The organism is Secundilactobacillus kimchicus JCM 15530, from assembly GCF_001433995.1.
In the GTDB taxonomy this organism is placed as follows: domain Bacteria; phylum Bacillota; class Bacilli; order Lactobacillales; family Lactobacillaceae; genus Secundilactobacillus; species Secundilactobacillus kimchicus.
In genome coordinates this window covers 1-15,992 of the sequence record NZ_AZCX01000014.1, presented here as the reverse complement: position 1 = coordinate 15,992, position 15,992 = coordinate 1, and the positions used below count along the sequence as shown (strand labels likewise).

Here is a 15,992-nt window from a genome sequence, read left to right as displayed (position 1 = left end):
GTACTAAAGAGTGCGACACCAGACGAGAGGAACGACCAGGTCGTAGACGAAACCACTAAAAAGCGCCCCACCGAAGTGAGGCGCTGCTTAATGAGTCACATTCGTCATGTGACTACCATAATAATACCAAATTTAGTGTGACAAAACCATGACAGGTTGTTGAAATAAATGTGAAATTTTATGATAACTGGGCCGCATACCCATCCAGGAGGTCAGCCAGTTCCTTGACTACGGCCAAAATATTAATGGATTGGGCCGATTCAGCGGCCAAGCTGCCATTCGCCAGAATTCTGGCCAATTGCTTAGGCGCCTCTAACTGGATTCCATGGGCTCGCGCCATAGTCGAAAGCATATATTCAGCCGATGTTAAGCGGGCTTTGTTCAAATCAAAGTCTTGAGGATGATCAGTACCACTGACCCATAGATGAAACGTTTGATAGTTGCGAACGACATGGGAGATGAAGTTTTTATCCTCAGGCGTCAATAAGTACATACTGTTCGTCATGTTCAGAACCACCGTTCTGTTTGATTTGTAACCGTTTTCTAATCTGTTATCAGTATATCACATCTTCAAGAATTTGTGTCACATTACACATACCTCTTTTTGAAAAAAATGCAAAAAAACAAGAACGGTGCACTTAATGAAAGCATCGTTCTTGTTTCTCCAAGGCGTCATTCGCACTTCATCACGACGCCTACCCCAATGATACGGGCCCCATTCTCATTACTTTCCTAATTGCTCCCCAGCGCTAGGATCAAACAAGAACGAAAACGGGGCCCGTCATCTTGCTTGGCATCATTTTGGTCACTAAGTTCAGTGGACATGGGTCGTGCTATACGAACTGAAGTCGTATAAGCGAAACAGGCAAAAACTCAAAACCTAGAGTTTCCGCCTGTCTCAGTTACTTTCAACGGTCTAACCGGCATCGTGCATTTTTTGAAACATGAGCTGTGGACGGGTTACTTTTCAACGCCCTTACCGTCATATTCATCAATCATGATTTGACGTAATTCACCAATCAATGGTTCCTTTGGATTAGCAGTCGTGCATTGGTCTTCGTAAGCTAATTCAGCTAAGTGATCAACGGTTTCGTCAAAGTGCTTCTTATCAACACCGTTAGCCTTCAAACTCAAAGTTACGCCAACTGAGTGGGCTAATTCGATCACTTTTTGAACCAAGGCTTCCTTTAGCTCTTCATTGTTCTTACCAGTCAACCCAATGTAACGAGCAATTTGAGCATAGTCTTCATCAGCCCGGAAGTATTCGTACTTAGGCCACATGGTTAACTTCATTGGTTCCTTGAAGTTGTAGCGAATAACGTGTGGCAAGGTAATCGCAATTGCTAAGCCATGAGGGAGGCCGAATTCGCCGCCTAGTTTGTGGGCAATTGAGTGGTCAACCCCTAAGAACGCATTGGCAAAGGCCATTCCGGCTAAAGTAGCCGCGTTATGCATCTCTTCACGAGCTTGGATGTCACCGTTGTAAGAAGCAGTCAGGTTATCGAAGACTAACTTGATGGCTTGTAGTGATAATGGGCGCGTGTAGTCTGAGGCCATGTTTGCGACAAACGATTCCATGGCGTGAGTCAAGGTGTCCAATCCAGAGTAGGCAACGGTCTTAGCTGGTACCGTTTCAACAAACTGAGAGTCCACGATGGCAACGTCTGGCGTCAAGGCGTAGTCGGCCAACGGGTACTTCACATGAGTCTTAGAGTCAGTAATCACGGCAAATGGTGTGACTTCTGAACCAGTCCCTGAAGTAGTTGGAATGGCAACGAATTGTGCTTTATTTGGCTTGTCGAGCTTGTAAGTCCGCTTCCGGATATCCAAGAACTTCTGCTTTGCGCCGAAGAAGCTTGCATCTGGATGTTCGTAGAACAACCACATCCCCTTAGCGGCATCCATTGGTGACCCACCGCCCAACGCGATAATCGTATCAGGTTGGAAGTTAACCATTTGTTGGGTCCCTTTTTCAACTGTATCCGTGGTTGGATCAGATTCAGTCACGGAGAAGAGTTGGTATTCAATTTCGTTAGGACGACGCTTGAGTTCGCCTAAAACCTTGTCAACGTAACCGTGAGAAATCATGGCAGGACTGGCCACGATGAAGACCCGTTCGATGCCTGGCATCGAGTCGAGGTAACGAACTGATGTCTTTTCAAAGTATACTCGAGGAAGCTTAATCCATTGCATATTATTCCGCCGCTTTGCGATAGTCTTGATGTTCAGTAAGTCAAATGATGAGACGTTGTGGGACACAGAGTTTTTACCCCATGAACCAGTCCCCAAGGTAAGTGATGGGACCATTTCGTTGTAGATGTTACCAATCCCACCGACAGCAGATGGGGTATTAACCAATACCCGGCTGGCCTTCATCTTGATACCGAATTCAGTAGCCAACTCGTCATCCATCGTGTGGATTGAGGCCGTGTGACCGAGGCCACCGAAGTGTAACAAGTCGTTAGCAATCCGGAAAGCGTCCGCGTGATCCTTGGACTTGTAAACAGACAATACCGGGCAGAGCTTTTCAGCTGAAAGCCAGTTTTCTGGACCAACAACGTCTAATTCCGCTGCCAAAACCTTGGTATCAGCTGGCACATCAAGTCCCGCTAACTTAGCGATGTTGATTGCGCTCATCCCAGCGATTGGGCCTTTAACGCCGCCACGCTTTGGATCATACATTGCATCCGCCAACGCTTTTTGATCGCTCTTCTTAATGAAGAACACTTTCCGCGCTTGCATTTCTTTTTTAACGTCGTTGTAAATATCAGCATCGATGATGGCACTGTTTTCGGAAGCACAAACCATCCCGTTATCAAAAGTCTTAGATAACACAATATCGTTCACAGCCCGTTTGATCTTAGCCGTCTTTTCAATGTAAGCTGGGCCGTTACCAGGACCAACCCCTAAGGCTGGCTTACCGGTTGAGTAGGCAGCCTTGACCATGCCAGGGCCACCAGTGGCTAATACTGAGGCAACGCGGTCATTATTCATCAAAGCCGTTGTGGCTTCCAATGATGGCGTTTCAATCCATTGGATTACACCTTCAGGAGCGCCAGCTGCGATGGCAGCGTCGCGAACGACACGGGCAGCCTCAGCAGATGACTTTTGAGCTTGAGGGTGGAAGGCGAAAATAATCGGGTTCCGGGTCTTAACTGCAATCAATGACTTGAACAACGTGGTTGATGTTGGGTTCGTCACTGGTGTGACACCAGCGATGATTCCCAGTGGTTCAGCAACCGTAATCAGTTGACGTTCGTGATCGTCATTAATGATCCCAACGGTCTTATCGTCTTTGATGCTGTTCCAGATTTCCTCAGTGGCAAACATGTTTTTAATTGCTTTGTCTTCAACTACGCCACGGCCGGTTTCTTCGTAAGCCAGCTTAGCTAACATCATGTGGTTATCGAGACCAGCCATTGCCATCTGGTGAACAATGTGGTCCACTTTTTCTTGGTCAAAATCATCCATGGCACAAAGGGCGTCATGGGCCTTATCAACAAGCCGGTTAATCATTTGTTCTGGGGTTTCGTTATCTTTAACGTTTTTTGCTTTTGGTTGGTTAGTATTTTCTTTAAGCATCGTATGACCTCCGTAATGAAAATATCCTTGTTAATCATTTCACATTTATTATAATAACACGCTTTTTTGAAATGTAAATAGTTTTGCTCAATTTTTCTCAATATATTTTCTGACGGTTTAACCACTGTTGCGACAGCGTTTTCATTGGTTACAAAAATTCACTTGTTATGTAAGCGCTTTATTTATCGTCTTGTGAATGTTCTTACTATTAGCTTGTTCATTTTCACAAAAACGCCGGGTTTATTTTCAGAACCAAAAAAGCGCACCAGAATTATCGTCTAGTGCGCTGTGTTTCTACTATAGTTTTTTGACTTTCCGGACGGGCTTTTGCATCATCGTTAACAGCCGCTCCGATTGAATCCGGCTAATAATCGCCTCAACCGCTACCTGCATCAGCTTTTCGTTCAGCGTTTTCGGTTCAGGCTGAACCTCTTTGTCTTCCTGGCCCATGTGGGCGAGCGCCCGGTTCAACGTATCAATAAAGTTATCATAAGCCTGCTTAGGGAAATCGCCGACCGTAATCTGATCAATCCCACTACGAATCGTCTCGAGTGAAAATAATGGTTTAAACAACCCTATCAGTAGCAAGTCAACCAAGTGCATCGTTTGGTACTTCTTTTGCACCGGCGATAACACAACCTGTTGCTTTACGTAGTTATTAACCATCGGCCGAGTCATGAGGTCAACTCCCAACGGCCCCAGCGTGTCATTAACAAATGCGACAACCTGATCGACGTAGAGGTCGAACTTCGGTAACTCATCCCAGTGCGGCAACTTAATCTTTCGAATCTGACTCTCCCATCGGTGGTACTGATCAAAATCGGCCATGCTAATTCCTCCTTCTAGCTAGTAACTCTATTATACACGATATCTAGTGTATAAAACTAGATAACTGCATCTAAATTAATTTTAGCTAGTTATGAAAATAAGATGGCTAGTCCCGCTTCCACCGAATTTTGCTGAAAATCCCCTTCCCTAAGACTTCTTGGACTAACAGGTAAACCGGATAAACTGAAATCAATAGCGGCACATAGTAGAACGCCAGTTGCCAGTCGAAGACTGAAACAAGCGAAAATAAGTGGTTAAACATGACGAAAACCAACACGAAGGCGACGGCCATCAACCCTACCAAGCCAATTTTCAGCCGGTTCAACGGCCGTGCCACCATCAAAAGTGCCACTAAGCAGACCGCCCCAGTCAGCATCACACTCAACGTGGACGTCTGAGCATACGACAGGTGGAACTGAACGCCACCTATTAGGAAAATCAGCAAAATATAGCTCACAATACAAGTGGCAGCCGGAACCGCGACGACCATGACCTGTTTCATAAACCGACCAGTAATGCGCTGGTAATTCGGTTCAAGGGCTAAGAAGAACGTCGGAATCCCAACGGTCAGCGTTGAAATTGGTGTGAGTTGAATTGGTTGAAACGGATAGCCACTCACCATAAAGATAAAGATGAGACTGAGGGCAACGGAATACATCGTTTTAATCAAATACAGTGCAGCGACCCGTTCGATGTTATTAATCACGCGACGCCCCTCATTTAACACGTTCAACATGGCATCAAAGTTGGAGTTAATCAAAACAAAGTCCGCAATGCTCTTGGCGGCTTCACTTCCACTAGCCATTGCGATACCACAATCAGCTTGACGGAGCGCTAAGATATCATTAACCCCGTCACCCGTCATTGCCACTGTATGACCTGCTCGCTGCCAAGCCATCACCAACTGCTTCTTTTGTGGTGGCGTTACGCGACCAAAGACCGTGTAACGCGCCACCAAGTCGTCATAGTCGATGGTGTCGCCCAACGAACTCATATCGATAAATCGGTCGGCATGGGCAATCCCGGCCTGACCTGCGATATTAGAAACCGTCGTCGGATTATCACCAGAAATGACCTTGAGACTCACGTCTTGGTTTGCGAAATAGTTAAAAGTGGTCACGGCATTTGGCCGTAACTCATCCGTAATTTTAATCAACGCCAAGGGCTGGACGCCACTTAACCCGTCACCAGTCATTGTCGCCACTTCAGCCAAGCACAATACGCGAAATCCGTCGTGGGCTAGCGCCTCAACCTGCTTCTTCAATGGTGCTGGTAAGGCGGGCATCATGAACTCGGGTGCTCCAATGGCATAGCGGTGCCCATTGACCTCAGCACCGCTCCATTTTCGGGTGCTGGAAAAGGGAATGACGGCCGTCGCTGACCACGCCGGGTTAGGTAGGGCGGTCTTCAGTGCCGTTGCCGTTTCGTTATCATCATTAATGGCGTTAGCTACCCCGCCAACTAGTTGCCGTAAATCATCTAAAGATTGGTTAGCCAGTGGCACAATATCGCGTAACACGAGCTTGCCACTCGTGATTGTGCCCGTCTTATCCAAACACAACACATCAACTCGGGCTAAGCCTTCGATAGCGGGAAGTTCTCTGACAAGGACCCGACGACGAGACAGGTTCATCGCTGAGACCGCAAGGGAAACAGATGTCAGTAATACTAAGCCTTCAGGGATCATCCCGACCATAGCAGCTACCGTATTTAAGATGGCCTGGTCCAGTGCCGCACCACGAAGCAACCGCGCAGTAAATAAAATTGCCCCTAGGGGTCCTATGACGATGGTCAACACCTTAATGATCCGATTAATAATAGTTAGCAGCTCGCTACTACGAGTCGTCTCCGTCTTGGCTTCATTAGATAGCTCATTAATGAAACTATCGCCACCAACCAGGGTGACCTGAACCGTTGCTCGGCCACTCACCAAAAAGCTTCCCGACGTTAGGGAATCGCCTGGCCGTTTTTGAATGGGATTGGCTTCACCCGTAATCTGAGATTCATCCACTTCAATCCCACTAGTCGCCACGACAACAGCATCAACTGGGAGCTGATCGCCACGACCAATCAACAGGATGTCGTCTTGCACAATCGCATCCTGATGCACTTCAAGCGTTGTTTTTTCACGCAATACGTGATAGGTTGCTTCGGCCAGCAAGCTCATTTTGTCAACCTGTCGCTTTGAGCGTACCTCTTGGAAAATGCCGATTCCGGTGTTGATGATCGCAACACCCAAAAACAGCATATTTTTATAACTGCCCGTAAAAAAGACCAAAACACCTAAAATGATGTTTATCAGGTTGAACCAGGTCAGTAAATTGTCAGAAAAAATCTGCTTAACCGATCGGGTCAGCGGCGCCGCAGGTTCGTTTCGCAGCCCAGCCGCTACTCGTTTCTCAACTTCGGGCTGCGTTAACCCGATTTCTGGATTTGTCATCGCCATTTTGTCGCCTCCCCAGCAGTTCTGTTAAGTCTATTATACCGAAATCGATAAAGACTCTGGGCTTCAAAGATTGGCTTTAAATAAATTCCAAGAAATCAGCGCATCTTTGCTATACTGAAAGGCAGAGATGGAGGTTTTAACATGGAAACTTTTAATCAATCAGTTCAACTCGCTGACGGAAACGAACTGCCCTTACTGGGATTTGGCACCTACTTACTTGAGTCCCAAGAGCAGATGGACGCTGCCATTAAAACGGCTTTTGAAGCGGGGTACCACCTGTTCGATACGGCGCAACTCTACCGAAATGAAGACTTACTAGGGGATAGCTTAATTCGGCTTCAAATCCCTAGAAACCAGGTCTTCATTACCTCTAAGATTGCCGAACTCAGTCAGGGTTACCAACCCGCCATTGATAGCATTGATGATTCATTGAAACGGTTAAAAACCGATTATTTGGACCTCGTCCTGGTTCACTGGCCCGTTCACGAGCATTTCTTTGAAACCTGGCAAGCGCTAGAACAGCTTAAAAAAGACGGTAAAGTTCGGTCGATTGGGGTCTCCAACTACACCATCGCCCACCTCGAACTCTTAGCCACGCAAGCTACTGAAATGCCCGTCGTCAACCAGATTGAACGGCACCCACTCCTAACTCAACAACCCATGGTCGCCTACGATACCGCGCACAATATCGTGACCCAAGCGTGGAGTCCGTTAGGCCGTGGTGTGGTGTTGAATAACCCAATGCTCAAAAAAATGGCGGACCACCACACTGTTTCAGTTGCTCAATTGGTCTTAAAATGGCAACTGGCCGAGAGCGTGGCCGTTATCCCCAAGTCCAAGACCACTAGTCGCATCATTGAAAATCACCAGTTAGACTTTGACTTGAGCGAGGACGAAATTGGGATGATTGACCTCTTGAATAAGAACCAACGAACGGGGAATGAACCGGAATTGGTGTATGAACTTGGTAAACAGTACTAACTTAGCATTAAATCAAAAAGTACGGACAACTCAAAAATTTGAGTTGTCCGTACTTTTTAAATTGCTTAAGCTGCAAGTGTTTGATCAGTTGCCTGTTGAATGGTTTGACCACTATTCATCGCATCGACCGCTTTCATGAATGCGGCCACGTGCGCCTGATAATCAGTGACCGCATTTGTTGCGGACGCGTGACCACCAACTGCGCTAGTCAGAACCCAGAGTCGTTTCAAAGTCGCACTACTCTGGTTGTACAGCGCCTGGGTCTGGGCCGTTGGGATGAAGCTGTCATCCGTCGTCGAAATGAACAACGTGGGTAATGTTGACCGGCTGACCGCTGTCAGTCCTGACGCATCATCCAACGTCACTCCCGTAAAGAATTTGTTAATCCGATTCAAATTTTGAACCAGTTTATCAAATGGCAGGAATGGAATCTGACCGTTCAAATGCCATCCAATCTTAGAAGTCAGGCCGTTTAGTGTCGTTGCAGCGCCTGAATACAATGAATAGAACAACGATGGCAAGGTTGTAAACCCAGCATCTGCAATCACAGCCTTCACGTTACTTGGTAAGTTCGGCTGGGCCGCTGCTTGGAGCGCAACATCCGCGCCAAGTGACTGACCATACAACACAATGTCGCCAGTGGATCCATTGACCTCGTTAACTTTTTTTATCCAGTTAGACCAATCAGCGCCATCTTTAGCGCCAAAGGTGATGAACTCTCCCGAGCTAGCACTTTGACCTTGGGTGTACGTCATTAACACGTTGTAGCCCATGTCATAAAAGACCTTGGAAACATAGCCCATCCATTGCGGCTCAGTTGTCCAGCCCTGACCGTAGATCACCGTCTTCTTGGCGTCCCCGTTTTTCAGGTAAACACCACTAACTTGCCCCTTGCCGTCAGCAGTCGGCACCGACCACTTCTCTTTAACAACATCGTTATCGTACCAGTCTTGAGCAGCCGTATAAAAAGCCTGGGTATTAGCGGGATCATAAGTATCCGCAAGCGGTTTCCAAGTTGTGGAAATATCGTAGCGGCCTGGCGATAGCAGTGTTCGGACCCAAGAAACAACCTGCGTCATCTGCCGGCTGGCTACTAACGGATACAACAGCAGGGCGGCACCAAAACTAGTGGCGTCCGTCACTAAGTTGTAAATTGGGTTTTTCATTGACGGATTAACTGCTGTATCCGTCGATGTTCCAACGTTTGCCACCGTCAAATCCGTTGGCAGCGTCGGGTTGACACCAACGTTCGGCGTCGATGGCTCGCCGGCCAGATTAATATCAGTCTTTGATTGCTGAGTAACAGGTTGCGAGCTGGTATCAGTAGCGGCTGTTGCCGGTGATGTCGTGGTGGCCGCTGTAGTCGGCGTTGTGGCCACTTGTTTTGTTGCGGTATCGCTTGTCGAGGTCGGCACATTCGTTGCAGTCGTCGTCGACGCCGGGGCCAGTTGGTCAACCGGCTGTGCATCAGCCGTTGAAACTGTGTTGGTTAGCTCGGAGTTGGTCGCTTCAGTCCCAGCTGGCGTCGATGAATCAGTAACGGCAGCCTGGGTCTTCCCATCAGCTGAATCAGCAACCGTTTCAGGTTCTAACTTTAATTGAGTAGTGACCCCCCATAGATTAGCTGTTGGGACGTCTGGACTGGCCCCATCAGCGGCTGCCGTTTCAGACGGCTCATCAGGACGGTCCTCACTCGTGGCCGAATTAGTTGTTGCCGCTGGTATCGAATTAACCGCCGTACTAATCGTCGTTGGTGGCGCAACCGTTTGAGCAGAAGCACGCTGCCCAACTGCCATCAGCGCACTGGCCGATAGCAAAACGAGGCCAGCAGTTAACAGCCGCCCGTTGCGCGACTGTTTCTCATTTGTATTCATAAAAATCCCCCTAGAATCAGTCAAGTAACCCTAGTATAACTGGATTAACTGGCTAATAATAGCCTTTCAAGACATTATGTCTAATTTGTATGAATCAAAAAAAGAGCTAACCCTAGGGTCAGCTCTTTTAGGTTAAATTCAGTGGTGATCAGTCAATGGAAATCTGATGGTTATCATCCTTCGTCGTGGCCTTCTTAGGCAACGTCAGCTTCAAAACGCCACCATCATAGGTTGCCTTCACCTGGTCAATATCGACGCCTGGGAGATAGAAACTGCGCGATACATTGCTGAAGCTGCGTTCTTGGCGTAGCACTCGACCATCGTCATCTTTGTCTTGACGTTGCAGATCGTGCACCCCATTGATTCTCAAGGTATCATCACGGTAGTCCAGATGAATGTCATCCTTCTTGAACCCTGGCAATTCAGCTGAAACTTCGTAATCCTTATCTGATTCTTTGATATCAGTCTTCATCGAGTTGTCACTAAAGAAGTTGCGACCGAAGTTCTCGAGACCACCAAAGAAGTTCATTGGATCTAAATCATCAAAATTCCGATTTGCTAAATAACGAGCCATGAAAAACAATCCCCTTTCAAACCATTTAATCTATTGGCTAGGTTTTTCCTAACCTTCAATGATTATAATAGTCAGAATTGGTCAAACTTTCAAGTATTTAGCACTCTTATTTAACGAGTGCTAAATACAAGCTCGAAATAGCGTTCTATCAGCATTTAGGCCAACAAGTTGCGTTGTCGCTGGAACCGGGCTGCCATTTCAGGCGTCAATTTGGGCATCGGCTGGTCGCCGAGTTGTAAACGACGGTTGCGCAATGGTGGCTGCCAGGTACTTAACGGCGCCGTGAAGAATTGCTCGCTTGGCCCAACGTCCCCGGGGAACTTGAACAAGCTGAGTTGGGCCAACGACTGCGCGTAGTAACGCCCCACTGAACTTTCCACCATACCACCGACCCAGCAATCTAGCTGATGAGCGTTAGCGAGCCTGAGAATTTTTAAGCTCTCGGCGAAACCACCGACCCGGCTTGGTTTCAAATTAAGACTGCGGGCACTTCCCAGCCGAACAACCCGTTCAACATCTTCAACACTCAAAATATCCTCATCGAGACAGATTGCAAATGGCAGGCTAGCTTGTAATTTAGCATGGCCAACAAAGTCACCAGCGCGTAATGGCTGTTCGATCATGATGACTTCAGCGGCTGCAAGGGTGGCTAAGGCCGCCGCATCAGTTAATTGGAATGCTTCGTTACCATCAACTATCAATTGAAGTCTCGGAAAAGCCTGCCGAACCGCTTTAACCGTTGATAGGTCATCAAGTCCGGCTACTTTGAGCTTCACCCGCGAATAGCCCGCAGTCACTGCCCATTTGATGCGTTTAAGCTGCGTCGCCAAATCAGCCACCCCAAGACTAATGCCGACTGGGATAGCCGGCTGAACGGTATCTCCCACCGAGCGGGCAAGGAGCTCAGCTAAGGTTAACCCTGCCTCTTGCGCCTTCAGTGACCAAAGGGGGAGTTCGATGGCGGCTTTCGCCATCCGATGACCCGCAACGTTGGGCCAGAGCGACTCAGCGGTTAACTCTGGCACCGTTGGCGCGGCCTTTAACACCGGTACCAACTGTTCCAGCAACGCTTGCCGTTCGGATTCTTGTAACTCCGGGCTGTATCCCGGTTCAGTAAATGCTTCTAGCTCCCCAACCGCTTCAAATCCCGCATCTGACCGCAGATATATCAAAGTCAACTGGCGCATTTTTAGCTGTTCATGAGCTGAACGAAACGGCTGGCGAAGCGGAACCGCAACAGGCAAGACGCGTAACTCAGTCAGTCTCATACGACGCCTCCCTGACTAGACTAGCCACGTACCGGTCAGGGGCTTCCAAGTGGACGTTGTGCCCAACACCGGCGATCACGTTATGGGTCGCCTTTGGCAGTTGAGCTAACATCATGCGGGCGATTGCCGTAAACTTAGTATCCAACTCGCCGGTTAGCAACGTGACGGGAACGGTTATTTTAGGTAGTTCTGGCCAATAATTGGGCTGCTGACCAGTGCCCATCTCTCGTAAACTCCGGGCAAGATTGCTCGGACTTTGACGCAATCGGCCTACCCGAACAGCCTGTTGGACAACGGCTGACAGGTGGCGTTGACTTGCAAACAACGGCAACTGCTCCCACTTTAACACGAAAGCCGGTAAGCCAGCCGTTAGCAAGCGGTCAGCAAGTTGTGCATCATGGGCTCGGCGGGCCAACCGCTCCGCTTCCGTCGCCAGGCCTGGCCGACCACTTTCGACAACGAGCCGCAAAACGTCGGCTGGATAACTTGCAGCGTACGCAATTGCAACGCGACCACCCATCGAATACCCGACAATGGTCAGCGGTAACAACGCTGAGTAGTTCTGATGTAATAACTCGTGTAAAACCGCAACCTGAGTGGTCATATCAAAGCCCACACCAGCCCTCGCCTCCGTCTCACCGTGGCCCAGTAAATCCGGGACAATCACCGTTCCGGGCAGCCGCTTAGCAACCCTGTCATAATCGTGATGGCTGCCCATAAAACCGTGCAGTAGCAGCCAACTAGGGGCTGTGGTTTGACGATGGACAGCCACGTTGACTCGGCCCTGCGAAACTTTAATTTTCAAGGTGAGCCTCCATTTCCGCCTTCAAGGCTGACGCCAGTTTACGGTGGGCGACCACATTCTCATTTCTGTCCGTTCGAACTTCAATCAAGCGTAATCCCGTTGTAGATTGCTGGAGTGCGGCTTGAAGGTCAGCCGTGGAGGCCACTAATTCATAGGTGGCCTCGTACAACTGAGCAACCGCGGATACTTTCAAATTCTGCGGCGTGCCAAATAGGGGCTCAAAATACGATTCAGCCGCGGCCTGGGGAAGAAATGAGAAAATCCCGCCACCGTTATTATTAATCACAATAATCGTCAATGCCAACTGGTGCCGTTGCGCCATCATCAACCCATTCATGTCATGGAAAAATGCAAGGTCGCCAATCACCAAATAATTCGCTCGGTCACTAACAGCGGCCATTCCTAACGCGCTGGAGACAACCCCGTCAATTCCGTTAGCCCCCCGATTACACCACCAATTCAACGAGTGCGTCTGGGGAATTCCAAACTGATCAACGTCGCGAATTGGCATCGAATTGCTAACAAACACATTGGCTGATGGCACCTGCGTGGCTACGGTGTAAGCAACCTGGCCTTCCGTTAGCTGGTCAGTTTGAAACGCGAGCTTGACTTGCTGGCGGTACACTTGTTCTAGCGTTTGCCAAGCCTGAGTGTAGACAGCTGGCGCCCCAGCCAAACGGCCCGTCAGTTGAGTGACTAGCGTGGCGACCGTGGTCCGGATCACTGCCGTCGTCGCCAGGGTATGGTCAGCTAACGTCGCTGCAGCGTCAACAAGTGTCACGGGGCCATCAAACGCTTTGAGCCAGCCTGCCAAATGAGCTGATACTGGCGTGGCGCCAATCCGAATAACCAATTCGGGCTGGGCCGCTGCTAATGTGATTGGCGGCGCGAATAGCTGCTCATACCCAGAAATAACCAGACTTGAATCAGTCTGCCGTAACCCGCTCAGAGGATCTGCCAAAATGGGCCATCCTACCGCTTCAGCTAGTTGAACCAGGCCGGACCAATCATCGGCTGTTTCTTGCGGACCGGCAATAAATAACCCGCGTCGCCCACTTAATTGGCCCACTAATTGGGTTAATTGAGTTGGACTGAGTTGGCGATCCCCCACCGGCTTCGTAATTTTCCGGACGACAGGAGGCCCGGCCACCGGTTCCAGATCTGGCATCAAGGGTTTTCGAAGCGGAAGGTTTAAGTGAACCGGTCCTAGCGGTGTCGTTTCGCTTGCTAACACCAGTCGTTGAACGTTAAACGCCACGTAGTCTAGGGTTGTGGCATCAGCTGATGGTAAGGGCAACTGAGCAAACTGTTTAACGTATTGCCCATAAAGGCGATCTTGGTCAATCGCCTGAGGAGCCCCGATATTTGTTAATTCAGGGGGACGGTCAGTGGTCAACACAATTAAAGGCTGGTGGGTTAATTGTGCTTCAATGACTGCGGGATAGTAGTTTGCCGCGGCTGTTCCGGAAGTGCAGACCAACAATACCGGTTGGTGGCTCACCTTCGCCATTCCAAGCGCAAAAAAGGCAGCGGACCGTTCGTCGACGTCAACAAAGAGTTTCAAGTGATAGCGTGCCGCATTATGTGCTAACAACAGGGCGACGGGCGTTGATCTGGATCCAGGTGAGATGACGATACGGGTCACACCTTGCGCTACAAGTGCATCAATTACCCGTTGGACATAGGTTGTTAAACTATTATTTGATTTCAATGGGACCTCCTTTTGGCGGGTACTTCAAGACCGATTGCAATAGGCTGTACCGCGGTCTAACCGCCTTGCTCCGCACTTCTTATTTTAACGTGCTCCTCAAGGCAAACCGCTACTGCCTAAGCCAAAATCCCCAAGAATCCAAGCCCGGGATTCTTCGGGCTTCTGCCTTACGCTCCGCGGTCTAACCGCCTTGCTCCGCACTTCTTATTTTAACGTGCTCCTCAAGGCAAACCGCTACTGCCTAAGCCAAAATCCCCAAGAATCCAAGCCCGGGATTCTTCGGGCTTCTGCCTTACGCTCCGCGGTCTAACCGCCTTGCTCCGCACTTCTTATTTTAACGTGCTCCTCAAGGCAAACCGCTACTGCCTAAGCCAAAATCCCCAAGAATCCAAGCCCGGGATTCTTCGGGCTTCTGCCTTACGCTCCGCGGTCTAACCGCCTTGCTCCGCACTTCTTTTAAACAGCGTCTCCATCATCGGTCGAAACTTGAGGCGCGTTTCTTGGATCTCGTTTTCGGCTACCGATTCGGCCACGATACCAGCTCCCGCGAACAATGTTGCGCTGACTCCTCGTAACTGTGCGCTTCGGATACCAACGGCAAATTCAGCCTCACCATTTAGAGAAACGTAGCCGATCGGAGCGCCGAATAACCCGCGTGGTTGTTGTTCAACTTCTGCAATGACGGTCAAGGCGGCCGCAGTAGGCAGCCCACCCAGTGCCGGCGTGGGGTGCAAAGCCCCGGCCACCGCAAACGCGTCAACCGACTGACCCACCACGCCAGAAAATGGCGTATAAAGGTGCTGAACGGTGCGATTTTTCATCAAGATTGGTTCGGATCGGTGCGTCGCAACGACGCCAGCCGTGCGTAAAATACTATCGATCGTGGTCACCACAAGGTCGTGTTCCCATCGGTTCTTGGCATCCCTTAGTAGGGTGCGACCGAGCATCACGTCCTGATCAGTTGTAGCACCGCGGGGCGTTGTGCCAGCAACCGCCGCCGTCTCAAACCGATCGCCAGTCATTTTGAGCAATCGTTCAGGCGTACTGCTTAAAAAGGCCGTGGACCCGGATTTAAGTAGGATATGATAGGTCTCTGGATTTTGACGCCGAATCCGTAACCACTCGGTCTCAGGCAGAAAGGCTTGCTCAGCAGTAGCCTGTAATCGTCTGGATAGGACCACTTTTTTCAGGTCCGATTGCATCTGTAACCGGTGGACCGTCTGCTCAACACCACGCCTAAACGCCTCAACCTTTAACTCGGTCGCCTGGTGCAAGGCCGCTCTGGTAGACACTCGGGGCACAGTTGCTTGAACCGCTGCTAGAAACTGGTCTAGGCGAGAACGGGCTGCACCGGCTGTAGTATCAATCGCTGTTACATCGAACGTATCAGGGCCAACTTTCAGCAACGACAATTGCGGTAAAAATAACACGCTAGCTTCGGCCATCTCCGCTAACCGCAACCCGGCACTTTCAAACGGAAAGCCGCCCATAATGGCAACATCTGTTCCAATCGGCAATTCGCCTTTAACTGCGGTCAGCCACTGCCTAGCTTCGGCATAGGCCTGATGGTGAGGTAATGTCACATGCTCGCTGACAGCACCCAACCCAATTCGTAGCGTGTGCCCATCGCTACCCTCAAAGAAAAACGTCGGGGTCATCGTAGCTGCTAGGGTTGTCAGCTGTTTTAAGTTGATTGGAATCCGGTGCTTAGTTTGTACCGCGTACATTTATTAGCCATCCTTTTAAAATAATCAATCATCATTTTACTACGCCTTGGTGGCTTTTAACACAACGAAGCGAGCACAGTATTGTGCTCGCTTCGTTAGCCTTATTATGGTCGTCTAAACCTAAGATATTCTTCAATCAGATTCTCTCATACATAGTAGAAACGTGCTACTCAAGTCAGACCGCCTTGTTTCACAG

At 49.3% G+C, this 15,992-nt stretch carries 11 protein-coding genes; 1 reads left to right on the top strand and 10 read right to left on the bottom strand.

All coding sequences use genetic code 11. The features are described 5' to 3' along the window. Positions 1-178: 178 nt before the first annotated feature. The 4 genes from FC96_RS11765 to FC96_RS11750 all read right to left on the bottom strand — a co-directional run bounded on the left by FC96_RS11765 (position 179) and on the right by FC96_RS11750 (position 6,856). Positions 179-505, bottom strand: coding sequence for a hypothetical protein (locus FC96_RS11765; protein WP_055679795.1), 327 nt, complete (start codon positions 503-505; stop codon positions 179-181). A 455-nt stretch (positions 506-960) separates the two neighbouring features. Further along, positions 961-3,582 carry a bifunctional acetaldehyde-CoA/alcohol dehydrogenase gene (gene adhE, locus FC96_RS11760; RefSeq protein ID WP_056943142.1) on the bottom strand — a complete coding sequence of 874 codons (2,622 nt, stop codon included), beginning with the start codon at positions 3,580-3,582 and terminating at the stop codon, positions 961-963. Between the two features lie 297 nt (positions 3,583-3,879). Next, complete coding sequence (locus FC96_RS11755) at positions 3,880-4,410, bottom strand: DUF1836 domain-containing protein (RefSeq protein WP_056943141.1); 531 nt, start codon at positions 4,408-4,410, stop codon at positions 3,880-3,882. Positions 4,411-4,516: 106 nt separating this feature from the next. Further along, complete coding sequence (locus FC96_RS11750) at positions 4,517-6,856, bottom strand: cation-translocating P-type ATPase (RefSeq protein ID WP_056943140.1); 2,340 nt, start codon at positions 6,854-6,856, stop codon at positions 4,517-4,519. 141 nt (positions 6,857-6,997) lie between these two features. Between FC96_RS11750 and FC96_RS11745 the strand changes: the two genes are divergently transcribed. Further along, positions 6,998-7,837 (top strand): aldo/keto reductase, encoded by an 840-nt coding sequence (locus tag FC96_RS11745; RefSeq protein ID WP_056943139.1) that lies wholly within the window; start codon positions 6,998-7,000, stop codon positions 7,835-7,837. Between the two features lie 65 nt (positions 7,838-7,902). On the opposite strand, the gene FC96_RS11740 is transcribed toward FC96_RS11745, so the two are convergent. From FC96_RS11740 to FC96_RS11715, 6 genes are all read right to left on the bottom strand, one after another. After that, positions 7,903-9,711 (bottom strand): alpha/beta hydrolase, encoded by a 1,809-nt coding sequence (locus FC96_RS11740; protein ID WP_056943138.1) that lies wholly within the window; start codon positions 9,709-9,711, stop codon positions 7,903-7,905. A gap of 148 nt (positions 9,712-9,859) precedes the next feature. After that, a complete protein-coding gene (locus FC96_RS11735) occupies positions 9,860-10,285 on the bottom strand; it encodes an Hsp20/alpha crystallin family protein (RefSeq protein WP_055679798.1) in 426 nt (141 codons plus the stop codon). Between the two features lie 155 nt (positions 10,286-10,440). Beyond that, complete coding sequence (menC, locus tag FC96_RS11730; RefSeq protein ID WP_055679799.1) at positions 10,441-11,553, bottom strand: o-succinylbenzoate synthase; 1,113 nt, start codon at positions 11,551-11,553, stop codon at positions 10,441-10,443. Continuing rightward, entirely contained in the window at positions 11,540-12,358 is an 819-nt protein-coding gene (menH, locus tag FC96_RS11725) for a 2-succinyl-6-hydroxy-2,4-cyclohexadiene-1-carboxylate synthase (protein WP_056943137.1), read from the bottom strand. The genes menC and menH overlap by 14 nt, the downstream gene beginning before the upstream one ends. Then, entirely contained in the window at positions 12,348-14,069 is a 1,722-nt protein-coding gene (gene menD, locus FC96_RS11720) for a 2-succinyl-5-enolpyruvyl-6-hydroxy-3-cyclohexene-1-carboxylic-acid synthase (protein WP_056943136.1), read from the bottom strand. The genes menH and menD overlap by 11 nt, the downstream gene beginning before the upstream one ends. A 431-nt stretch (positions 14,070-14,500) precedes the next feature. Then, positions 14,501-15,796 (bottom strand): isochorismate synthase, encoded by a 1,296-nt coding sequence (locus tag FC96_RS11715; RefSeq protein WP_056943135.1) that lies wholly within the window; start codon positions 15,794-15,796, stop codon positions 14,501-14,503. Positions 15,797-15,992: the final 196 nt, after the last annotated feature.